A 22,192-nucleotide genomic window follows, 5' to 3' on the forward strand; every position below is an offset into this window, starting at 1 on the left:
GGGTTTGTCCTTCTTTATCTTAATTTTAGTTTTATCTTTTTGGTTACCCCGGCTCGGGTCAGGCTGGTTGGGTTACTGGGGGGGGGGGGCGGGGGGGGGGGGGGGGGCGGCCCCCCCCCCCCCCCCCCACCACCGGAGTCACGTACAACCCTCGCCTTCGTACGTGTGTCTGACATGACGGCACCTGCACACGAGCAGGTGCCGTTCGCCACTCCTCAGGAGAAGCACGTGACCCCTGGCACCGCCCGGCGGGCCCTCGCCGCCGCGATCACCACCGTCCTCGCCGCCACCGCGCTGGCGACCGCGCCCGCCGCGACGGCGGTGCCCGGGGCGAGAGCGGCCGGGGCGGCGGCACCGGCCGCGAAGGCGCAGGCCGTGCCGAAGATCCCGGCCTCGGCGCGGCTCGTCGGGGCCGGTGCGAGCGGCTACTTCGCCACCAACGGGCAGTACAACTCAGAGGGTTACCTCTCCTACGACTACCGCTGGTACCGGCCGGACGGCACCTCGACCCTGCTCGTCGAGGCGTGGGCCGAGAGTCGCGCGATGATCAACATGCTCGTCTCCGACATGGTGGCCGTGGCCACCCACTACGACGGCCAGGTCGTCCGGCTGCACGACATGTCCGCGCCCGCCGGTACGGCCCCGGTCCTCTTCGACCTGCGCACCCTGGGCCCCACCCACAGGGCCGTGGGCCTGCACGGTTCCACGCTCCTCGTCGAAGTGGGCGTCGGCGGGGAGCCGAAGGAACTCCACCTGGTGACCAAGGCCGGGAACACCCTCACCGACCGCAAGGTGACCGGCGTCCCCGGGAACATCCGTGGCGTGACCGAGGCGGACGGCCTTCCCGGCAGCGCGTTCCTCTCCTACGAGAAGACCGGTACCTCGTACGGCCACGCCACGGTGACGGTGGACCTGGCCTCGGCCACCGCGTCCGTCACCCACCCGTACACGGACCGGGACGGCACGGCCTTCTCCGCCACGAAGATCGTCCGTCGGGACGCGAGCGGTCTGGTCGTGACCGACCGGGCCTCCGGCACCGGCACCCGGATCGCCCTCACCGGACTCGACGGCCCCCTCGCCCTCTTCGGGGACTTCGTCGCCTACACCACCCGTGGCACGGCTCCCGCGTTCTCCGCGCGCTCCCTCACCGACGGCAGCACGGTCAAGCTGCTCGACAAGGCCACCGGCATCAGTGCCGCGCCGAACGGGACGCTGCTGGTCCGGGGCGGCACGGTCGAGCAGGGCGAGGGCATCTACCGGATCGCGACCGGCACGGACGGCGTTCCGGCCGCCACACTGATCGCCTCCACCGGCGAGGAAACCGCCCTGAAGCTGCTCGGGACCTCGATCGGCCCCGTCGTGGACCTCGACCCCATGAACGGCCGGGTCTATTTGTCCTGGGATCTGTCCCACGACGACTTCGACGCCGACGTGGAGATCACCCACAAAGCGACCAGGCAGAAGTTCACGTACAGGACCAACCACGGTTCACGGTCCATCCACTTCCTCTGGGACGGGGACTTCGACCGGCGCCAAGGCCAGGCGGGACTGACCGCGCCCAACGGCGCGTACTCCTGGAAGCTGACCGCGAAGCCGCACGACAACATCGGCCCGGACCTGGAGGCCAGCGGCGACTTCACGCTCGTCCGCTCCCCCAAGATCCATGACTTCAACGACAACGGGACCCCCGACCTGCTCGTCCGCGACACCAGCGGCAACCTGATGACGGTGGACACCACCTACGACACCTGGCGGGAAAGGGTCGCCGAAGGGGACGGAAGCAACTATGCCGGCCGTGGCTGGCAGGGCTACCGCCAGGTGGAGTCCGTCGGCGACGTCGCCGGGACGAAGGCGCCCGACGTCATCGGCATCGACAGCGCCGGTGTCCTCTGGTTCCACCCCGGCACCGGACTGGACGGCGAATCGGCCCTCGCCCCGCGCGTGAAGATCGGCGGCGGCTGGGGCGTCTACAACCAACTCGCCGGAGGCAGCGACCTGACCGGCGACGGACGCGCCGACCTCGTCGCCGTCGACAAAGCCGGAGACCTGTACCTCTACAAGGGCACCGGAAACCCCAACGCCCCCTTCGCACCCCGGAAGAAGACCGGCTTCGGCTGGAACATCTACAACAAGATCACCGCCGTCGGAAACCTCGCGGGCGGACCCGCCGGAGACCTCGTCGCCCGCGACAAGAACGGTGTCCTCTGGCTCTACCTCGGCAAGGGCGACGGCACCTTCGCGGCCCGCACCAAGGTCGGCGCGGGCTGGAACCAGTACACCCACATCGTCGGCATCGGCGACGCCACCATGGACGGCCGCCCCGACCTCTACGCCTACGGACCGCACAACACCGTCTACATCCACCAGGGCAGCGGCAACTGGCGGGCCCCCTTCCAGGAGAGGACTCCCACCGACGTGCTGTCCGGCATGAACGGAACCTTCGTCGACAAGGTGTTCTGACGGACCGCCGGTGACGGACCGGTGGTGACGGACCGCCGGTGACGGACCGGTGGTGGTGAGCGGCTGCCCGCACCGCCGCTCACCACCACCGGAGTCACGTACAACCCTCTTCTGTCGTACGCATGTCCGATACGGCGGCACGTACGCGCGCGTAGGTGCCGCTCACTCTCCGCAGGAGAAACACATGACCCCTCGCACGGCCCGGCGGACCCTCGCCGCCGCGATCACCACCGTCCTCGCCACCACCGCGCTGGCCACCGCCCCCGCCGCCACGGCGGTGCCCCTGCCCGGCGCCGTCCCGGCCGCCTCCGCCACCGAGGACCCCGCCCTGACCCTGGTCGGGACGTCCCTCGGCCCCGTCGTGAACCTGGACTCCCTGCGCGGCCAGACCGAACTCTCCTGGACCCTGTCCCACGGGAACGTCGACGCCACCGTGGAGCTGACCCACAAGGGGACCGGCTGGAAGGAGGTCCGGCAGTTCGACGACACGGACTCCACCGGGTCCTTCGGCTTCATCTGGCACGGGAACCTCTTCGAACGCTCGAACCACCCGGGGCTGCCCGCGCCCAACGGCGACTACTCCTGGAAGCTGACCGCGAAGCCGCACGACGGCACCGGCCCGGAGCTGAAGACCGGCGGGGACTTCAAGGTCGTCCGCTCCCTCAAGATCCACGACTTCAACGACAACGGGACCCCCGACCTGTTCCTGCGCGACGTCAACGGACGCACGATGAGGGTGGACACCACCTACGACTACGCACGGCACAAGGTGGTCGAGGCCGACGCCTCCATCTCCGTCTTCGGCGAGTGGAAGAGCTACCGCCAGCTGGAGTCCGTCGGCGACGTCGCCGGGACGAACGCGCCCGACGTCATCGGCATCGACACCACGGGCGGCCTCTGGTTCCACGCCGGCACCGGCGCGCACGAGGCGGCACCCCTCGTTCCGCGCGTGTGGATCGGCGGCGGCTGGGGCGTCTACACCCAGCTCGCCGGGGGCAGCGACCTGACCGGCGACGGCCGCGCCGACCTGGTCGCCGTCGACAAGGCCGGAGACCTGTGGTTGTACAAGGGCACCGGAAAGGCCAGCGCCCCCTTCGCGCCCCGCAAGAAGACCGGCTTCGGCTGGGGGATCTACAACAAGATCACCGCCGTCGGAAACCTCGCGGGCGGACCCGCCGGAGACCTCGTCGCCCGCGACAAGAACGGTGTCCTCTGGCTCTACCTCGGCAAGGGCGACGGCACCTTCGCCACCCGCAGCAGGATCGGCGCGGGATGGAACCAGTACACCCACATCATCGGCATCGGCGACGCCACCCGGGACGGGCGCGCCGACCTCTACGGCATCGGCCCCAGCAACACCGTCTACATCCACCCGGGCAGCGGCCACTGGCGGGTCCCGTTCACCCTGCGGCAGTCCACCGATGTGCTCGCGAACAGGTCGTACGCCCTGACCGGCAAGGTCTTCTGACGGTTCATCAGCGGCGGATGCCGGTCACGCCATCCGCCGCTGGGGCGCGTACAACCTTTCCCTCCGATCGCCTGTCTGAGCGAACGACGCGTGCGTGTGTACGCGCCGTTCGCCCCCCGTCCCGGAGGAGAAGAACGTGACCCCTGGCACCGCCCGGCGGGCCCTCGCCGCCGCGATCACCACCGTCCTCGCCGCCACCGCCCTGGCCGTCGCCCCCGCCGCGACGGCGGTGCCCCGGCCCGGCACCGCCCCGGCCGCCTCGGCCACCACCGCCACCGCCACCGCCTCCGCCTCCGCCTCCGCCACCGAGGACCCCGCCCTGTCCCTGGTCGGGACGTCCCTCGGCCCCGTCGTCCGGCTCACCGCTCCCCGCGAAGACACCTTCCTGAGCTGGACCCTGTCCCGCTCCGCCGCCGACTGGACCGTGGAGCTGACCCATCGGCAAACCGGGCTGAAGCAGAGCTGGCGGGCGCGGCAGCCCGGCAGCATCGTCCAGTTCGGCTGGTCGGGGGACCTCACCTCCTGGCAGTACGGTCCGGGCGTGCGCGCGCCCGGCGGCGACTACTCCTGGCGGCTGACCGCGAAGCCACAGGACGGCGTCGGCCCGGACCTGGACACCAGCGGCACCTTCAGGCTGACCCGGGACACCCACCCCCGCGACTTCAGCGACAACGGCTCGCCCGACCTGCTCTTCCGGGACTTCCAGGGCGGCCTGACGGCGAAGGACACCTTCTACGACGGCAGGGTGTCCGAGGTCGCCCCGGCGGGTTCCTCGCCGCTCGGCAGCGGCTGGGAGTACTACCCCCAGCTGGAGGCCGTCGGTGACGTCGCCGGGACGGACGCGGGCGACCTGATCGGCATCGACCGCGTCGGCTACCTCTGGCTCTTCCAGGGCACCGGCAGGCCGGGCGTCTCCCCGCGCGTGAAGGTCGGCCGGGGCTGGGAGGTCTACGACCGGCTCGCCGGGGGCAGCGACCTGACCGGCGACGGACGCGCCGACCTCGTCGCCGTCGACAAGACCGGGGACCTCTGGCTCTACAAGAGCACCGGGAACCCCGACGCCCCCTTCGCGCCCCGCAGGAAGACCGGCTTCGGCTGGAACATCTACGACAAGCTCATCGCCACCGGGAACATCGGCGGGGCCCCCGCCGGAGACCTCCTGGCCCGGGACAGGAACGGCGTCCTGTGGCTGTACCTCGGCAAGGGCGACGGGACCTTCGCGCCCCGCGCCAGGGTCGGCGCGGGCTGGAACCAGTACACCCACATCGTGGGCATAGGCGACGCCACCCTGGACGGCACCCCCGACCTGTACGCCATCGGGCCGTACAACACCGTCTACACCTACTCCGGCACCGGCGACTGGCACACCCCGTTCCGGACCCGGAAGACCACCAAGGTCCTGGCGGACCTCCCCCTGCAGCACGTGGAAAAGATCTTCTGACGGTCCGCCGGGGGCGGTCGGCGGGCCGGAACACCCCGTCGGCCGGGGGCGGTCGGCGGCCCGGACTCCCGTCGGCGGGGAGGACGGTCTGCGGCCCGGAACACCCTCCACCAGGCCGGGTCGGCGGCCCGGAGCACCCTCCACCAGGGCCGGTCGGCCGCCCGGAACACCCGCCACCAAGGCGGGCAGGCGGTTGGGAAGCCTCTCCCCCGACCCCGTACAACCTTCCACCCCTCTCCACATGTCCGACATAACGGCCCGCACAGGTGTGCGTGCCGCCCCCTCCCGGAGGAGAAGAACGTGACCCCTGGCACTGCCCGGCGGACCCTCGCCGCCGCGATCACCACCGTCCTCGCCGCCACCGCGCTGGCCACCGCGCCCGCCGCCGTCGCGACGCCGGGTGAGGCCGCCGGAACGCGGACGGCCGCGGTGACGGCGGCGGAGACACTGCCGAAGTTCCCGCTGGACACCACGCTCACCGGTGCGGGCCCGAGCGGCTTCCTCGGCAACACCACCTACGCCCGCGACGGCATCTGGATGGTGGGGGGCACCTGGTTCCGGCGCGACGGCGGCGCGGACGCGGTGACCGGGCCGGATTCCTCGGACATGGCGCTGCCCAACGCCCTGGTCTCCGACATCGTCGCCGTGGGCAAGAACGACGGGCACCGGGTCGTCCGGCTGCGGGACATGTCCGCGCCCGAGAAGCCCGGGGTCGTCCACGACCTCCGTACTCTGGGCGCCACCCACACGATGGTGGGCCTGTACGGTTCCACGCTCCTCGTCCAGTCGGGGGCCGAGCCCGGCCCCAAGGAGCTCCACCTCGTCTCGAAGGACGGCTCCGCGCTCACCGCGCGGAAGATCACCGGCGTCCCGGCGGACATGGGCTCGGTGACGGGGACGTCCGGAGCCGGGGGCACCGCCGTCGTCTCGTACGAGTCGACCGGCACCCCGGGCACGACCGGCACCCTGACGGTGGACCTGGCCTCGGCGAAGGTGACCGCCACGCTCCCGGACACACCGGTCCTCTCCGCCACGAGGACGGTCCGCACGGACGCGGGCGGTCTCGTCGTGACCGACCGGGCCACCGGCGCGGAGCGGCGGATCGCCGTCGACGGCATCGGCGCCGCGAAGGGTTTCTTCGGGGACTTCGTCGCCTACACCCTCCGGGGCAAGCACGGCCTCTTCGCCCACTCCCTCACCGACGGCACCACGGTCAAGGTGCTCGACAAGGTCATCGACACGGTGCCCGGATGGGGGGACGTCCTGCTGGTCCGGGGCGGCTCGATCGAGCACGGCGACGGCATCTACCGGCTGGACATGGCGCGGCACGGCGACACGTCCGTCGTGAAGATCGCCACCACCGGCAAGGAGACGGCCCTGAAGCTGGTCGGCACGACCATCGGTCCCGTCGTGAACACCGATCCCATGAACGGCCGGTACAACTTCTCCTGGACCCTGTCCCACTCCAGGTTCGACGCCACCGTGAGGCTGACCCACAAGAAGACCGGCCGCGTCTACAACCATAAATTCGAGGACGTGTACGGCGAGTCCGTCGGCTTCCTCTGGCACGGGAACTTCTACGAGCACTCCGACCACCCGGGGGTGCCCATGCCCAACGGCGACTACTCCTGGGAGCTGACCGCGAAGCCGTACGACGGCATCGGCCCGGACGTGAACGCCCGAGGCGACTTCAAGCTCGTCCGCTCGCCCAAGACGCACGACTTCGGCAGCAACGGGACCCCCGATCTGCTCGCGCGGGACAAGTGGGGCGGCCTCCGCCGGATGGACACCGTCTACGACGTCTCGCGGGGCAGGGTCGTCGAGGGGGACAGCGACGTCAGCCATGGCTGGCAGGGCTACCGGCAACTGGAGTCCGTCGGCGATGTCGCCGGGACGAACGCGCCCGACGTCATCGGCGTCGACGGCGCGGGCGCCCTCTGGTTCCACCCCGGTACCGGCGCGGACCAGGCAACGCCCCTGGGCCAGCGCGTGAAGATCGGCGGTGGCTGGGGCATCTACAACCAGCTCGCCGGGGGCAGCGACCTCACCGGGGACGGACGCGCCGACCTCGTCGCCGTCGACAAGGCCGGGGACCTGTACCTCTACAAGGGCACCGGAAAGGCCAGTGCCCCCTTCGCGCCCCGCAAGAAGACCGGCTTCGGCTGGGGGATCTACAACAAGATCACCGCCGTCGGGAACCTCGCAGGCGGACCCGCCGGGGACCTCGTCGCCCGCGACAAGAACGGTGTCCTCTGGCTCTACCTCGGCAAGGGCGACGGCACCTTCGCCACCCGCAGCAGGATCGGCGCGGGATGGAACCAGTACACCCACATCGTCGGCATCGGCGACGCCACCATGGACGGACGCCCCGACGTGTACGCCATCGGGCCGTACAACACGATCTACATCCACCAGGGCAGCGGCAACTGGCGGGCCCCCTTCCAGGAGAGGAAGCCCACCGAGGTGTTCCTCCGCTGGGACGCACGCGAATACAACAAGGTCTTCTGACCTGGCCGTACAACCATTCGACCTCCCCGCGAGTCCTGCGGGTGCGGCGCGCCGCGCCGCACCCGCACGTTCCGAGGAGAACCACCGTCGTGTCCCGCTCCCGCAGACCCCGTCACCGTCTCGCCCTGTCCGTCGCCGTCGCGCTCGCCGTCTCGGCCGTCGCGACCGGCGTCCTGCCCACCGCCCCCGCCCTGGCCGCGCCCGGAACCGTCGCGGCGGCGGGGCAGGCCCGGCAGGAGGTGATCCCGGTCCCGGCGGACTCCGTCGTCACCGGCACCGGCCCGTCCGGCTTCCTGACCCGTGGCCGGGAGGACAGCGGGTGGGTCTACCGCTGGACGCGGTACTCCAACGGCATGACGACCCGGCTGCCGGACGGCACGTACATCGGGAACGTCGGCAGCGACGTCGTCCTGAGGCGGGACGGCAGTGTCCAGAGCCTGTACGACCTGGCGACGGGCGCCGCCCCCGTGGTGATCGACACCGCTCCCCTGGGCGCCGGGAACTCGTTCGTACGGCCGGTGGGCACCGCCCTCCTCGTGGAGGTCCCGAACGGCGCGGGCGGTACCGCGCTCCACCTCGTGGACCGGCCGGGGGGCACCCTCCGGGACCGCGAGGTGACCGGGCTGCCCGCCGACGCCCAGGTGCTCCGCGTCGAACGCGACTCCCCCGGCACCCTCACCGTCCTCTACCGGGGCACGGTCGACGGGGTCTCCGGCAAGCGGATCGCCGTCGTGGACCTCGCCGCCCTCGCGGTCGCCGACGACCGCGCCACTCCCGCCGCCGCCGAGACGGGCGGCTGGGGGACGGACGTCGCCTCCTCCGCCACCCATCTGACGTGGACGGAGAAGGCCGCCGACGGGACGACGACCGTCGTGGTGGCCCGGCGCGGCGGGGACGTCGTGGCACGCGTCCCGGTCGGTACGAAGGGCCTGGTCGAGGTCGGGCTGCTCGGCGACGACTGGGTGACGTACGGCGTGCCGGGAGGGGTCGCGGCCACCGAGCCCGACCCCTTCCACACGCTGACGGCCCGGTCCCTCACGACCGGGCGGACCGTCCCGCTCCTGGACGGCTTCTCGCGCGTCGTCACCGAGTCCGGGGACGGCCGGTCCCTGGTGCAGGGCGGCACCCTCGGTCAGGGCCAGGGGATCTTCCGGATCGCCCCCGGGGCGGACGGCGCTCCGGCCGTCACACCCGTGGCGAGCACGGGCCTGCCCCTCGCGGTCGGGATCGCGGCTTCCGACGGCCTGCCCGTCCCCACCGGCTTCGACTTCACGCGCGTCGGCCGGGAGGGCAGGGTCAGCCTGTACTGGGACGTCGACCGGCCCTCGCACATCGACGTCTCCGTCACCCACAAGGCGTCCGGGAAGCGCTGGACCGCCACGCCGTACCGCCTGGACCGGCCGGGCCGCGTGGGCATGTCATGGTCGGGCGTCTTCAACAACGGTTCGTCGGCCTTCCTCGGCGACTACACATGGAAGGTGACCGCCCGCCCGCAGAACGGGATCGGACCCACCGCCGTGCGCACCGGCACGCTCACGCTCACCGGACGCCCCGCCCCGCACGACTTCTCCGACAGCGGTGTCCCGGACCTGCTCATGAGGGACAGCACGGGCCAGGTCCTGAACTACGACGCCCGCCAGGTCCTCTACCTGAGCGCCATCGGCTTCCGGGCCACTCCGACGGTCCTGGCGACCGGCTGGGGGGCCTACGACCGGGTCGTGGCCCCCGGGAACCTCGACGCCTCCCCGTACGCCGACATCGTCACCCGGGACCGGGCGGGCGTCCTGTGGCTGCACTCCGGCACCGGGCACGCCCTGGCGCCCCGGAAGAGGATCGGCGGCGGCTGGGGGACCTACCGTCACCTGACCGGCGGCAGCGATCTGACCGGGGACGGCCGCTCCGACCTGCTCGCCGTCGACAAGGCCGGGGACCTGTACCTGTACAAGGGCACGGGGAACGCCTCGGCGCCCTTCGCGCCCCGCCGGAAGACCGGCTTCGGCTGGGGGATCTACGACCGGATCGCCGCCGTCGGGAACATCGCCGGGGGTCCGGCGGGCGATCTGGTCACCCGCGACTCCGCCGGGGTGCTGTGGCTGTACCTCGGCAAGGGCGACGGCACGTTCGCGCCCCGGACGAAGGTCGGCGCGGGCTGGGACCGCTTCGACGACATCGTGGGCGTCGGCGACGTCGACCGCGACGGCCGTCCCGACCTGGTCGCCCAGGGCAAGGCCGGTGGCTCCCTCGACACGGTCGCGTTCTACGAGGGCACCGGCGACTGGCGGAAGCCGTTCGGGCCCCGCCATGCCGCGTACACCCCGGAGGACATGGGCACGGGCCACGCGACCCTCTTCTAGGGCGTCCGCTCCGGGGCCGGTCCGGGGCCGGGGGTCCTCCCGGGCCCGGAACGGCCCCGGACCGGCCCCGGAGGCCGGGTTCTCAGGCCGCCCCGGCCGTGGTCGGGGTCAGGGCGTGGGCCGTGCGGGCGATGAGGTCGGCGGCGCCAGGCGAGAGCCTCGAAGCGCGGCAGGTGCGCCCGTACGTCCTCCTCGGTCAGGCCGAGGTCCCGGGTGGGTGTCGTACGAAGGCCGCCGCGTTCCGTCGGAGGCGCTTTCCGCTGTCCTGATCACCAGCTGGACAGCCCGCTTCGTGGAAGCGCGAGGCTGATCGGAGAATCACGAACCGGCCTGTCAGAACCTGCCGTAGAGCCCCGTCAGGTCTGCCTCCTGGCACAGGACCGTCCCGATCAGACAGGGCAGACCCACGTACTTGCGGGTGTAGACGTTGGTGACCCGGCCGCCGTTGTAGATGTAGATGTGGTGGTTCGGCATCAGCCGGTGCTTGCCGGAACGTATGGTCCAGTTGCCGCTCTTGGTCATGTTGATGGTGGCGGCGCCGCTGATGGCTCCCTTGATTCCACCCAGCCCGCTGCAGAACGGGTTGACGGCGTGCATGACGAGCCGGATGTCCACGTAGTTCGCGCCGGACCCCAGTTTCTTGGCGGTCATGTGCCGGTCCGTGGCGGTCCGCTTGGCGACCTGCCTGCCGGTCGACTTCTTGTAGACGTAGGTGGGCGAGACCGATTTATGGCCGACCACCTTCTTGTTGCTCCAGGTGACGTTGGCGTGCAAGGCCGCGCGGTACTTGCTCGACCTCCAGTCGAATCCGGTGCGGCCGTCGCCGCCGTACTGGTAGCCCCTGGTGTAGTCACAGCCCGCCGGAGGGGCGTCCACCTTCGTGAACGGAAGGAACGCGATCCAGCTCAGCGTGGAGGTCTGGGCAACGGCGGCGGCAGTGGCTCGCTCGACCGCTTCCTCGCGCAGGCCGGCGAGGGAACCGGTGGCGGGGACGGAGACGTTCATGCCCCACAGCCTGGCCTCGGGGTGGCCGCCCTCGGGGAGCAACGGGACGACCTGGTAGGCGTACTGCCCGCCCGCCCTGACGCTGGTGTCCCGGAAGGACCGTACGCCCGCCGCCAGCCGGGCCAGCTCCTTGCCGTCGCGGGTGACGACGTAACGGGCGTTCTCGGAGTAGCCCTTCCAGGACAGTTCCACGAAGTCCTTGCCGGCTGCTGCGGTGATGCCCTCGCGGGCGGAAGAGACGTCGACGACCGCGGTCTCACCGGAGGCGGCTCGCAGGACGCCGAAGCCCTGGGTCCGAAGGTTCTCACCCTGGGCGCTGTTCGAACTGAAGCCGGTCACGTTCTCGAGCCCGCCGCCGGAATTGCCGGACAGCGCTAATGTGGCGAACGTCGCCCCGGTCCGGTCGGAGAAGGTCGCGGAGCCGGAGGCGATGGCAGTCGCCTGGAACCCGCCCGTGACGATCACGAGCGGGGCCGCGGAAAGCGCCGTCGCCTTTGTGAAGCGTGAGAGCTGCATTTCTCCCCCTTGTTCCCCGTTGATCCCGCGAACGAGCCGCGGGATCGGGCACCCCTATGTCAGGCACCTGCCAGCGACCTTAAGGATGGGGAAGGGAGAGGCGTAAGTGATTATCGGGACAGTGCCCCTATGGACAATGGCCAGAACCGCAGGCCCGTAGGGGGCCGAGGCGGTCAGAAACCGCCGGTGAAGACGAAAAGGAAAGAGAGCGGGTAGAGCACACCGACGGCGCCGGTGGCGAGACCGATGGCGCACTTCCCCCGATTGATCTTGCTGATCAGGCCGAGGACGCCGAAGACGATCGCGAGGCTGCCGGCCAGGATGCCGAAGATGCCCAGGAAGAACGCGGCGATAAGCGCTGCGATACCAAGGCCGAGTGAAACAGGCCCATAGAGGGTTGCAGGGCTTTCGGTGGTTCCGGCTGCCATGTCGCGTCCCTTGTCGTGAGGTGTCGGCGTCATCCGAGGTACGGGAAACACCATCCCGCCCCTCTCATCATGGCATCCGCCAAGGTCGTCCAGAGCGGCCCCTGAACTGTCGGCCTGAAACGCATGTGCGTGCGAGGACCAGGCCCCGCACGACGAGACCGCCGCTGCCGACCATCGCTCGGTCACGGTCGGCGTTGCCGACCCTACGGCCTTCCTGGTCACCGAAGCCTTCAAGATCCCCGGTCGTCTCGACCGGGGCGAGAAACGTCCGGATCGCCTCACCGAGCGCGGGCGGCGTGGCATCGGCCGGGCCGGAGACATCGACGTCGTCCAGGCCGTCGCCGGGGATGCTCTCCCGGTCGATCGCGTACGTTGCGGCACCGCGCAGGCCGCACGCGCACGGGCCCCGCACCGAGGCCACCGTCGCCCTGCCGAGCCGCCGACGAGCCCGGCGTCCGGCCCGGAGGCCCGGTGCCGCCACTGCCCCGAGCCGACCCCGGGCGGCCACAACACCCGTGCGAAAATCACCTCATGAGCCAAAACCACGCCTTACGCCGCACCTTGCTCGCCGCCGGAGCGGTGTCGACCGCTCTCGCCCTGTCCGCCTGCGGTTCGGGTGCGGGGGGCACGTCCGGCGGAGGGGGTACGAATTTCGTGACGAGCGAAGGTGGCATCGCGACCGTAGCCAAGGACAAGCGCCAGGCAGCCGGGGCTCTGGTCGGCGAGACCCTGGACGGTTCACGGCTCGATGTCGCCGCCCTCAAGGGCAAGGTCGTCGTCCTGAACATCTGGGGTTCCTGGTGCCCGCCGTGCCGCGCCGAGGCACCTCACTTCGCGAAGGTCTCGAAGGACCTCAAGAGCAAGGGCGCGGAGTTCGTCGGCCTCAACACCCGCGACTTCAACAAGCAGCCCGCGCTGGCCTTCGAAGAAGAGTTCAAGGTCGCGTACCCGAGCCTCTACGATCCGCACGGCGAACTGATCCTCAGGGGATTCCCCAAGGGGACGCTGATCCCCAACGGCATCCCCTCGACGATCATTCTCGACCGGGACGGCAAGATCGCCGCACGGGCGGCCATGGCCGTCGACGAAGAGCAACTCCGATCCATGATCGATCCTCTGATCGCCGAGAAATGAATTACCCCCACTCTGTCATGTCGGCTTGATGGGCACGCATTAATGGCGGAATGAAATCCCTCCCGACATGTCGTGGGTCACATGTCTTTCATGAACATGGCATTCCGATGAATTCTCTTCCTAGGGTCTCGTGACAACACCGCCGCACCCTCAGGGAGAAACATGAGTAAGTTGCGTACGGTCCTCACGACCCTGGCAGTCGCCGCAGGCCTGCTGGTCCTGTCACCCGCGGCTCCGGCCCAGGCCGCGGCTGCGGCCCCGGCCCGGGCCGCAGCCTCGTGCAGCGGCTCCCTGGTCGACTACCAGCAGATGGGTAGCTACCACAAGGTCGAGGTCTACTGGAACAGCTCGACCAAGAAGAACTGCGCCATCCTCCACACCAGTCACGGCACACCGCACGAGATGCACGTCTCCATCCAGCGGTGCACCGAGACGAGCCCCTCGTCCGGCTGTACCCCTGACCTCGCTTCGGGCGGGTACGTCGAGGACTCCGGGAACTACACCCAGTACGCGGGGCCGGTCACCCTGACCTCCGGGAACAAGTGCGTCCGGGTCTTCGCGTACGCCAAGATCGGCAGCAACAGCTGGGGAGCCGACTCCGGCAGTATGCGCGGCGGAAACCAGGCCGCATTCTGTTAGCAGCAACACGGAACCGCCTGGGAGAGCCGGTTCATCCGGCTCTCCCAGTCTTTTACGGCCACCACGTTCCCGGCCGATATCGCAAATTCATCCCACTATCGCGGATGACGGACGCCCGCTGCTGGCGGACCGGTTTCGGCCTGGTCACCTCGATGTTCGTCCTCAATGTGCTGCCCGACCCCTGGCAGCGGATCGAGGCCCTGCGGGACGCGGCCTCCTTCGCCCGGCCGGGGGCGTGAGCCGTGCGCCCGCGCTCGCGCGCCCGTTTCCGAACGGGTCCCGCTGTGGCCGCGCGGCGTTCGCTGGGGTCTCGCCCGTGGGGCACTGACAGGGCGGCGAAGTTCGGAGCGAGGGTGCGGGTGCGGCCTGTGGGGGCTGTGGGGCTGGTCTTCCGTGCGGTGTGCCGGAGGGACCGGCCCCACTGGCCCGGAGTGCTGTCAGACGCGGCTGATCCTGCTGGCGCCGCTCGTCGTGGCGAAGGCGCCGGAGGCGACGTCGCCCTTCCAGGCGGATCCCACGCAGAAGGTGCCGTCGTAGAGGCCGATGGCCTTGCCGGAGCGGTTCCACGCCGACTTGCCGGTGATCCCGATGGGCGAACAGGAGTCCGCGTAGTCCACGCTCTTCTTCGTCCCGGAGTAGTTGTCGTTCTCCCAGAAGCAGATCTTTCCGCTCTCGCAGTCGAACACCCGGAACGACCGGGCGTGGGACATGTTGGCGTAGTTGTTGGGGCCCAGCGTTCCAAGCGACGTGCCTGAGCAGTCGGCGCTGTCGAAGCCCGCCAGCCCGCCGGACCCGGCGTTGTGGATGGTCTTGGGCCCCGACTTGGTGCCGTCGGGCCAGGTGACGTCGTCAAGGGCGAGGCAGGCGCCGTCCGCCGGGGTGGAGAAGCGGTAGATCTGCCCCTGCCCGTCGTTCTGGTCCCACACGCACACGTCCTCGCCCCAGCACTGCTCCGCCGCGTTCGCGGACGGGGCGGCGAGCATCCCCGTGCCCGCGACCGTCACCAGCGCCACCCCGACCAGACGGATCGCGCGGGCCGCCCGCGCAAAGCGCTTCGTCATGTACTCCAGCCTTCCTGTCGGCGCTCTTCGGGGAAGGGCCGTGCTTCCGGGCCCTTCGCCCTTCGCGCCACCCGGTGCCACCTGAGTGGATATCGATGAGATCAATACGGGAGGAGAGGAATCCGGTTCCGGGGGTGACGGGGCATTCATCTGAAAGAGTGGCGCCCCCTGCCCCCCTGCTCCCTGCCCCCTGCACGGCCGCATGGAGGTGCCGACCAGCACCTCGTGCCGGAATCCGCCCGAGGAGCCCGATCGTTCCCGGAGCCACCGTGGTCACCACGGTCCGGGCCCCGCCCGATCCGAACCTGCCGGGCACCGGGTCCCAGCGGGTTCGGAACCGGGCACTCACGAACGGCCCCACGTGCCGGGCCCGTGGGGAGGGGACGGGTCCCGGGGCGTGCCACGCGGTCCTTGCACGGCCGGGGGCGTGAGCCGCGCCGCCGCGCCCCCGAGCTCACGCGTCCCCGTACCCCCGCGCTCACGCGTCCCCGCGCTCACTCGCCCCCGCGCTCACGAACGCCCGCACGTGCCGGGCCCGCAAGGGCCCGGGGCCCGGCCGCGCCCCGGGGCGGACTCCGGTGCAAGCTCAGGGCCCGACGCCCGACGCCCGGGCCCGACGCCCGACGCCCGGCACCCGGGGCCCAGGGCCCGGCACCCGGCACCCGGCGCCCGGCACCCGGACTCCCCGCCGGGCCCCCCGCCAAGCCGCCTTCAGCGGTTGCCCGTCCACACGATCCGGTCGGCGAAGCCGCCCCGCTCCTCCGCCTTGGCCTCGCGGAGCTTCTCCAACTGGTCGGGGCCTACGCCCAGTTCACCGGCGAGCGCGCGGACGACCTCCAGTACGTCCGCGAGTTCCTCGGGCGCCGACTCCTCGTCCGCCGCGAGGAACTCGGCGACCTCCTCGGCCAGTTTGTCCCGCAGGCGGCTCTGGTACTCCTCGGTGTCCGCCTCGTAGGTGACCGGCTCTTCCCCGGCGTCACGGATGATCTGCGGGATCCGGTCCCGAACCAGTTTGCCGTGCGCGCTGTGACGATTCATCCGCACTCTCCCTGACCCTGTCGCCGCGAGGCGGTCCCCGCACGCCGTCCTGATCCCGTCGCAGCCTAGGGAGACCCCCTCGGCCTCCGACAGGGGGCCCTGACCCATCTGCCGAGGGATTCCCCGACCTCCCGTTCTAACCGGCACCGCAGCCGCGTCCGGCCCGTCCCGCCACCGGTCCGCCCTCCCCTCCCCCGCTCCGCCCCCGGCGCGGCGGTGACCAGCGGCGCCCCCGTGACCGCCCCCGCCGTCCCCGTCCGGTCCGGCGGCCCGGTCCTCGCGGCGACCGCCCTGCGCGGCACCGCCCCCGCCCCGCCCATCCGGTTCGGAGGGAATACGGCCGAATTCAGCCTGGCGTACGGAGAACTGACGACTCCCGGCGTACAACCATCCCGGCTCCCCGAGGGTCGTGCGGTCATGGCGTGTCGCCATGACCGCACGACTTCCGGAGGAACACCCACCTTGTCCCGAGCACGCAGCCACCACCGGCTCACCGCGGCCGTGGCCGTCGCCCTCGCCGTGACGGCGGGCCTCGGCCCGGCCGTCTCCCCGGCCCAGGCAGCTCCCCCGGCCGTCTCCCCGGCCCAGGCAGCGCCCCCGGCCGTCTCCCCGGCCCTGGCCGCACCCCCGGCCGCCGCCCCGCGAGCCGCCCTCGCGGCCGACCCCGGCGGTGTCACCGTGCCGTTCCCCGACCACGAGACGCTCAAGAGCGCGGGCCGGACCGGGTTCTTCACCCAGTACCCCTCGGCCGGCATCCCCACGCCCACCACCTGGACGCGGTACGAGGACGGCACGGCGACCGTCCTGCCCGCCGGGACCCTCCCCCCGCTGGGCGGCACCGCCGTCACGACGCGGCGCGAAGGCACCGTCCACACCCTCAGCGACCTGGACACGGGCGCGGAGCCCGTCGTCATCGACACCGCCCTCCTCGGCAGCGGTTACGGTCCGGGTCGGGCCGTCGGCCCCGCCACCTTGTTCTCGTTGAGGACCGACGCGGCCGGGTACCGGGAGATCCACCTCATCACCAGGGCCGAGGACGGCACGCTCACCGACGGCACGGTGACCGGTCTGCCGGAGGGCGCGCGGGCCGCTCTGGTCGCCCAGAGCAGCGCCGACACCCTCGCCTTCCGGTACACGACCGGCCCGAGCGGCTCGCCCTTCACCTCCGTCGCCCTGGTCGACGTGACGAGCCGCAAGGTCGTCGGCACGTACGAGTCGGGGCCGCCCAGCGGGAACAACACCGAGGTCGCCGTGGACTCGACCCATGTCGCCTGGGTCGAGTCGAACCCCTCCTCGCACGACCGGACCGTGGTCGTGGTCCACCGCGCCACCGGGGAGACCAAGCGCGTCACGGTCCTCCGCGCGGGCGGCCTGGACATCGAACTCCTCTCCGGCGGCTGGCTGCTGTACGGGACGCGCGAGGGCTTCACGTCCGTGGTGAACCGTCCCTCGTACACCCTGACCGCGCGGTCCCTGACGACCGACGAGACGGTCCCGCTCCTGGACCACTTCGTCACTTCCGTCGCCGGGCCCGACGGCACCGCGCTGCTGCGCGGCGGCACGCTCGCCGACGGCGAGGGCCTGTACCGGATCGCCACAGGCCCGGACGGCAGGCCGTCGGCCCGGCTCGTGGCCACCACGGGGAAGCCGACCGCGCTCACGCTCTACGGCCAGGAGACCCCCGGGCGGTTCGACCTGGACCGCCAGGCGGCCCCCCTCGCCCTGAACTTCACCTTCGACCGGCCCTGGCCGCCCCTCACCCTCGAACTCACCCACACGGCCACGGGCAGGACCCGGACGCTCTCCGGCCGCCGGATCGACGACACCACCACCATGTCGGTGGCGTGGGACGGCAAGGTCCGGCAGCCCGGCGCCCTCAGCACCCCCCTCTTCCCCGCCCCCAACGGCGCGTATACCTGGCGGATGACCGCCAGGCCCGGCAACGGCATCGGCCCGGCCGTCGAGGCGGACGGCTCCTTCACCGTCACCCGCGAGGCCGTCCCGCACGACTTCAACGACAACGGCGCCCCCGACATCCTCGCCCGGGACGGGGACGCCCTGGCCGCCCAGAGCCTCGGCACCCTCGGGCAGGCCGCCCGCCCGGGAAGCCCCGACGCCCTCGGCACCGGATGGGGCGCCTACGACCGGCTCCTCACCCCCGGCGACCTCGGCGGAACCCCCCACGCCGACATCCTGAGCCGTGACCCGGCGGGCGTCCTCCGCGTCCACCAGGGCACCGGGACCGGTCTCGCCGCCCCCGTCCGGATCGGCGGCGGCTGGCAGGTCTACGAGCAGATCACCGGCGGCCCCGACCTGACGGGCGACGGCCGCCCCGACCTCCTCGCCACCGACAAGTCCGGTCTCCTCTGGCTCTACAAGGGCACCGGGGACGCCGTGAAGCCCTTCGCCCCGCGCGTGAAGGCCGGGACCGGCTGGGGCGTCTACGACCTGATCACCGTCACCGGGAACGTCGGCGGCGCCCCCGGCGGGGACTTCGTCGCCCGCGACCGGGCCGGTGTCCTCTGGCTGTACCTCGGCAAGGGCGACGGCACCTACGCGCCCCGGACCAGGATCGGCGGCGGCTGGAACGCCTACAACGCGGTCGTCTCCTTCGGCGACCACGACCGGGACGGCCGCCCCGACCTGCTGGCCGACGCGGCGGGCACCCCGTACGTCTACCGGAACACCGGCGACTGGCGCGCGCCCTTCGCGCCCCGCGAGGAGGTCTACAGCCGCCCCGGCGCCTTCGGCGGGCGCCTCGTCTTCTGACCTCATACCGGGACGACCGCCCAGACCGTCTTGCCGACGGCCCGGTCCCTGGTGCCCCACGCGGTGCTCAGCGCCCCGACGAGGAGCAGGCCGTAGCCTCCCTCGTCGGGCTCCGTGGACGGCAGCGGGCGGCGCTCGCCCCGCGCGTCGGACACCTCCACCCGTACGTGGTCCCCGTGGTGCCACATCCGCACCTCGAAGTCCCGGCCCGCGACCTTGCCGTGCCGGGCCGCGTTGCTCGCCAGTTCCGCGACGACCAGCGCGACGGCCTCGGCCGCCCGGCCCGTCACGTGCCAGTCGTCCAACTGGTGCACCGCGAACAAGCGCGCGAGGCGCGCGCCCCGGCGCGTTCCGGAGAGCCGTAGCGTGAACTCACCGATTGGGGTGGATGTTTCGGAATTCATGCCCCAGAGATTGGGGGGCCCGCCCTAGTCTGACCAGCAGCGACGCGGCGACGTTGAGTGACTGTACGAGTGCGCCAAAGGGCGGTACGGATGTCAGGGAACGCGGATGAGCGGCCGGAACGGCCCTCCATGGTGGACGGTACGACGCACCTCTTCAGGGCGCTCGGGAAAATCATCAAGGTCCTGCGCAGAAACGCGGGCCTGAGCCAGTCGGAGCTGGCCGCCCTCGCCCATTGCAGCGAGGACCTCGTCTCCGCGATCGAGCGGGGCGTGCGCATCCCGCAGCCGGACTTCCTCGTCGCCGTCGATCCGCTGCTGAACGCGGGCGGCGTCCTCGCCGCCGCCGTGGACGACGTACGGGGTGCGCTGGCGCGGGCGCGGGTACGACATCCGGACTGGTTCCAGGACTTCGCCAAGGCGGAGGCGGAGGCGGTGGCCCTGCACTACTACGCCGTGCAGGCTGTGCCGGGCATTCTGCAGACCGCCGCCTATGCCCGCTCGCTCTTCGAGCACCGCCGCCCGATGCTGGACGAGGAGACCGTCGACAAGCGAGTGTCGGACCGGACCTCGCGGCAGGCGCTGCTGGAGAAGTGGCCCGCCCCGACGCTCAGCTTCGTCCTGGAGGCGGCCGTCCTGCTGCGCCCGTTCGGCGGCCCGAAGATCCACCGCGAGCAGTTGCTGCGCATCCTCGAAGTGGCCCGGCAGCGGACGGTCGAGCTCCAGATCATGCCGCTGGACAAGCACGAACACCCATATCTGGGTGGCTCGTTCACCATGCTCACCCCGAAGGGTCGGCGCGAGGTCGCGTACACCGAGATCTACGGCCACGCCCGGCTGGTGACCGACCCGGACGAGGTGCGGCTGTACGCCGAGCGCTATGGCATCCTGCGGTCGCAGGCACTCAACAAGAGCGAGTCCCTGGTCTGGATCGAGAAACTGCTGGGAGAGGGATGAACACCGTGGAACTGTCCTGGTTCAAGAGCAGCTACAGCGACTCTGAGGGCGGCGAATGCATCGAGGTCGCCTACGACTGGCGCAAGTCCAGCTACAGCAGCGGCTCGGGCGGCGAGTGCATCGAGGTAGCCGCTCACCCCACCACCATCCACGTCCGTGACTCCAAGAACCCCCACGGCCCCCAGCTCGCGGTCTCCCCCGCGTCCTGGACGACGTTTGTGGACGTGGCCACGACGGTATGACCGGCACGGCGCCGCCCTGAGGGGTGGCGCCACGCCGAGCCGAAGGCTCCGGGCGCAGACACTCCGAGACGCGGGGAGAGCCATGAGCACCACGGAACTGTCCTGGTTCAAGAGCAGTTACAGCGACGGCGAGGGCGGCGAGTGCCTCGAAGTCGCTTACGAGTGGCGCAAGTCCAGCTACAGCGGCCCCGAGGGCGGTAACTGCGTCGAGGTCGCGTGCGACTGGAAGAAGTCCAGCCACAGCGGCCCCGAGGGCGGCGAGTGCGTCGAGGTCGCCGCGCACCCCACCACCATCCACGTCCGGGACTCCAAGAACCTTGAGGGTCCTCAGCTCGCGGTCTCCCCGGCGTCGTGGTCCGTGTTCGTCGGGGTGACCGCCGGAGCGTGACCGGTCCGGGCGGGTGGGGGTGGCCCCACCCCCACCCGGCCCGCTGGCCGGATGGGCCGGTGGCGCGCCACCGAGCAGGCTGAACGCGTACGGATTCCCGAACAAAAGGAACTTCTTCGTGTTCAGCGCCACGCCGTCCCGTCGTACCGCCCGCGCCCTCGCCGTGGGCGCCCTCGCCGCCGCCACCTGCGCCACCCTCCTGACGGGGAGCGCGGGAGCGATCGTGAACGGGGACGACTCCAGCGAGAGGTATCCGTTCATGGCGACGATCCCGATGTCGGCGCCGAAGCACGGTCTGCTCGACGGCAACTGCGGGGCTTCGCTGATCAGCCCCCGGTGGGTGCTGACGGCCGCGCACTGCGTGCGGGGCGACGGGCTGGAGCTGGAAGGCGTCGTCAGGGTCGGCTCCGATCACCGGAAGTCCGGCGGAGTGGTCCGGAAGATCGACCGGTCCTTCGTCCACCCGGGGTACGTGAACGGCGCGAACAAGGTCGCCAACAAGGACGACGTCGCTCTGGTGCGGCTCGACGCGCCGGTCCCGCTGAAGCCGGTCAGGATCGCGGACCGGGCGGGAAGGCCGGGCACACCGACCCGGCTCCTGGGGTTCGGGACCACCGAGGACGACGCGTTGGCTTTCCCGGACCGGCTCCAGGAGCTGAACACCCGGCTGGGCGCCGCCTCCGAGTGCGCCCCGGGCTACGCGCACCGGACCCGGCTGTGCACGATCAGCACCGTGCCCGGGGCGATGGCGTGCTTCGGGGACTCCGGCGGGCCGCAGCTCCAGAAGGGCCGGAACGGCGACTGGGAGCTGGTCGGGGTCACCTCGGGCCCCGGAGCCCCGAACGTACCGTGCTCGCAGGGACCGGGCCTCTACTCCAGCGCCCCCGCCTACGCGCACTGGATCCGCCAGACCATGCGGGACCACGGCGGGCGCGGCGGCGCCTCGTAGGACCCCTTCCCGTCCTCCGGGGTGTCACCGGCGCCCTTACGACGGGGAAATCCGCTCGGCTACCGTGTCCCACCCGGGGGGAACCAGCGCCCCGGACGCGTACGACCGGAGTCCTCAGGCAACCCATCGGGAGAGCCCATGAGTACGGCAGATCTGACCTGGTTCAAGAGCAGTTACAGCGGCGGCTCGGGCGGCGAGTGCGTCGAGGTCGCGTACGACTGGAAGAAGTCCAGCCACAGCGACAGCGAGGGCGGCGAGTGCGTCGAAGTCGCCGCGCACCCCACCACCATCCACATCCGGGACTCCAAGAACCCCGAGGGTCCCCGACTCGCCGTCTCGCCCGCGTCCTGGACCGCCTTCGTGAGCACGACGACGACCGTCTGACCCGTCCCGGCGGCGCCCGCACGGGCGCCGCCGGTCGGCCTGAACAGCGA

19 protein-coding genes are annotated in these 22,192 nt (G+C 71.4%); 14 read left to right on the plus strand and 5 right to left on the minus strand.

Annotated elements, in window-relative coordinates:
• Window positions 1-174 precede the first annotated feature (174 nt).
• The 5 genes from ACFXGN_RS19235 (at window position 175) to ACFXGN_RS19255 (ending at window position 10,231) form a co-directional block, all read left to right on the plus strand.
• Window positions 175-2,460, plus strand: a complete 2,286-nt coding sequence (locus tag ACFXGN_RS19235; RefSeq protein ID WP_384860407.1) for an FG-GAP-like repeat-containing protein — start codon at window positions 175-177, stop codon at window positions 2,458-2,460.
• Between the two features lie 184 nt (window positions 2,461-2,644).
• Window positions 2,645-3,928 carry an FG-GAP repeat domain-containing protein gene (locus tag ACFXGN_RS19240; protein WP_384860410.1) on the plus strand — a complete coding sequence of 428 codons (1,284 nt, stop codon included), beginning with the start codon at window positions 2,645-2,647 and terminating at the stop codon, window positions 3,926-3,928.
• 136 nt (window positions 3,929-4,064) lie between these two features.
• Window positions 4,065-5,369 (plus strand): FG-GAP repeat domain-containing protein, encoded by a 1,305-nt coding sequence (locus ACFXGN_RS19245; RefSeq protein ID WP_384860413.1) that lies wholly within the window; start codon window positions 4,065-4,067, stop codon window positions 5,367-5,369.
• Window positions 5,370-5,669: 300 nt separating this feature from the next.
• A complete protein-coding gene (locus ACFXGN_RS19250) occupies window positions 5,670-7,877 on the plus strand; it encodes an FG-GAP-like repeat-containing protein (protein WP_384860416.1) in 2,208 nt (735 codons plus the stop codon).
• A gap of 89 nt (window positions 7,878-7,966) precedes the next feature.
• Window positions 7,967-10,231: an FG-GAP repeat domain-containing protein gene (locus tag ACFXGN_RS19255; protein ID WP_384860419.1), complete on the plus strand. Its 2,265-nt coding sequence runs from the start codon at window positions 7,967-7,969 to the stop codon at window positions 10,229-10,231.
• A 333-nt stretch (window positions 10,232-10,564) separates the two neighbouring features.
• Here the strand turns inward: ACFXGN_RS19255 and ACFXGN_RS19260 are convergent, their stop codons facing one another.
• Complete coding sequence (locus ACFXGN_RS19260; RefSeq protein WP_384860421.1) at window positions 10,565-11,752, minus strand: hypothetical protein; 1,188 nt, start codon at window positions 11,750-11,752, stop codon at window positions 10,565-10,567.
• Between the two features lie 173 nt (window positions 11,753-11,925).
• Window positions 11,926-12,180, minus strand: coding sequence for a hypothetical protein (locus ACFXGN_RS19265; RefSeq protein ID WP_384860424.1), 255 nt, complete (start codon window positions 12,178-12,180; stop codon window positions 11,926-11,928).
• 531 nt (window positions 12,181-12,711) lie between these two features.
• Here ACFXGN_RS19265 and ACFXGN_RS19270 point away from each other — a divergent pair.
• From ACFXGN_RS19270 to ACFXGN_RS19280, 3 genes are all read left to right on the plus strand, one after another.
• Entirely contained in the window at window positions 12,712-13,314 is a 603-nt protein-coding gene (locus ACFXGN_RS19270) for a TlpA family protein disulfide reductase (RefSeq protein ID WP_384860426.1), read from the plus strand.
• 162 nt (window positions 13,315-13,476) lie between these two features.
• A complete protein-coding gene (locus ACFXGN_RS19275) occupies window positions 13,477-13,953 on the plus strand; it encodes a hypothetical protein (protein ID WP_384860429.1) in 477 nt (158 codons plus the stop codon).
• A 104-nt stretch (window positions 13,954-14,057) separates the two neighbouring features.
• On the plus strand, window positions 14,058-14,192 hold the full coding sequence (locus tag ACFXGN_RS19280) for a hypothetical protein (protein WP_384860432.1): 135 nt from the start codon (window positions 14,058-14,060) through the stop codon (window positions 14,190-14,192).
• 198 nt (window positions 14,193-14,390) lie between these two features.
• Here ACFXGN_RS19280 and ACFXGN_RS19285 read toward each other — a convergent pair whose 3' ends face one another.
• Window positions 14,391-15,014, minus strand: coding sequence for a peptidase inhibitor family I36 protein (locus ACFXGN_RS19285; RefSeq protein ID WP_384860434.1), 624 nt, complete (start codon window positions 15,012-15,014; stop codon window positions 14,391-14,393).
• 711 nt (window positions 15,015-15,725) lie between these two features.
• Window positions 15,726-16,052: a nucleoside triphosphate pyrophosphohydrolase gene (locus tag ACFXGN_RS19290; protein WP_384860435.1), complete on the minus strand. Its 327-nt coding sequence runs from the start codon at window positions 16,050-16,052 to the stop codon at window positions 15,726-15,728.
• A 462-nt stretch (window positions 16,053-16,514) separates the two neighbouring features.
• Here ACFXGN_RS19290 and ACFXGN_RS19295 point away from each other — a divergent pair, with 462 nt between their 5' ends.
• On the plus strand, window positions 16,515-18,821 hold the full coding sequence (locus ACFXGN_RS19295) for an FG-GAP repeat domain-containing protein (protein WP_384860438.1): 2,307 nt from the start codon (window positions 16,515-16,517) through the stop codon (window positions 18,819-18,821).
• Window positions 18,822-18,823: 2 nt separating this feature from the next.
• Here the strand turns inward: ACFXGN_RS19295 and ACFXGN_RS19300 are convergent, their stop codons facing one another.
• On the minus strand, window positions 18,824-19,225 hold the full coding sequence (locus ACFXGN_RS19300) for an ATP-binding protein (RefSeq protein WP_384860440.1): 402 nt from the start codon (window positions 19,223-19,225) through the stop codon (window positions 18,824-18,826).
• A 90-nt stretch (window positions 19,226-19,315) separates the two neighbouring features.
• Here ACFXGN_RS19300 and ACFXGN_RS19305 point away from each other — a divergent pair, with 90 nt between their 5' ends.
• The 5 genes from ACFXGN_RS19305 (at window position 19,316) to ACFXGN_RS19325 (ending at window position 22,142) form a co-directional block, all read left to right on the plus strand.
• A complete protein-coding gene (locus ACFXGN_RS19305; RefSeq protein ID WP_384860443.1) occupies window positions 19,316-20,179 on the plus strand; it encodes a helix-turn-helix domain-containing protein in 864 nt (287 codons plus the stop codon).
• Window positions 20,176-20,421 (plus strand): DUF397 domain-containing protein, encoded by a 246-nt coding sequence (locus ACFXGN_RS19310; RefSeq protein WP_384860445.1) that lies wholly within the window; start codon window positions 20,176-20,178, stop codon window positions 20,419-20,421. The genes ACFXGN_RS19305 and ACFXGN_RS19310 overlap by 4 nt, the downstream gene beginning before the upstream one ends.
• A gap of 82 nt (window positions 20,422-20,503) precedes the next feature.
• Window positions 20,504-20,809, plus strand: a complete 306-nt coding sequence (locus tag ACFXGN_RS19315) for a DUF397 domain-containing protein (protein WP_384860448.1) — start codon at window positions 20,504-20,506, stop codon at window positions 20,807-20,809.
• A 118-nt stretch (window positions 20,810-20,927) separates the two neighbouring features.
• A complete protein-coding gene (locus ACFXGN_RS19320) occupies window positions 20,928-21,758 on the plus strand; it encodes a S1 family peptidase (RefSeq protein WP_384860451.1) in 831 nt (276 codons plus the stop codon).
• Between the two features lie 138 nt (window positions 21,759-21,896).
• Entirely contained in the window at window positions 21,897-22,142 is a 246-nt protein-coding gene (locus ACFXGN_RS19325) for a DUF397 domain-containing protein (protein WP_384860454.1), read from the plus strand.
• Window positions 22,143-22,192 lie beyond the last annotated feature (50 nt).

It is taken from the genome of Streptomyces sp. NPDC059247 (genome assembly GCF_042754005.1).
GTDB lineage: Bacteria > Actinomycetota > Actinomycetes > Streptomycetales > Streptomycetaceae > Streptomyces.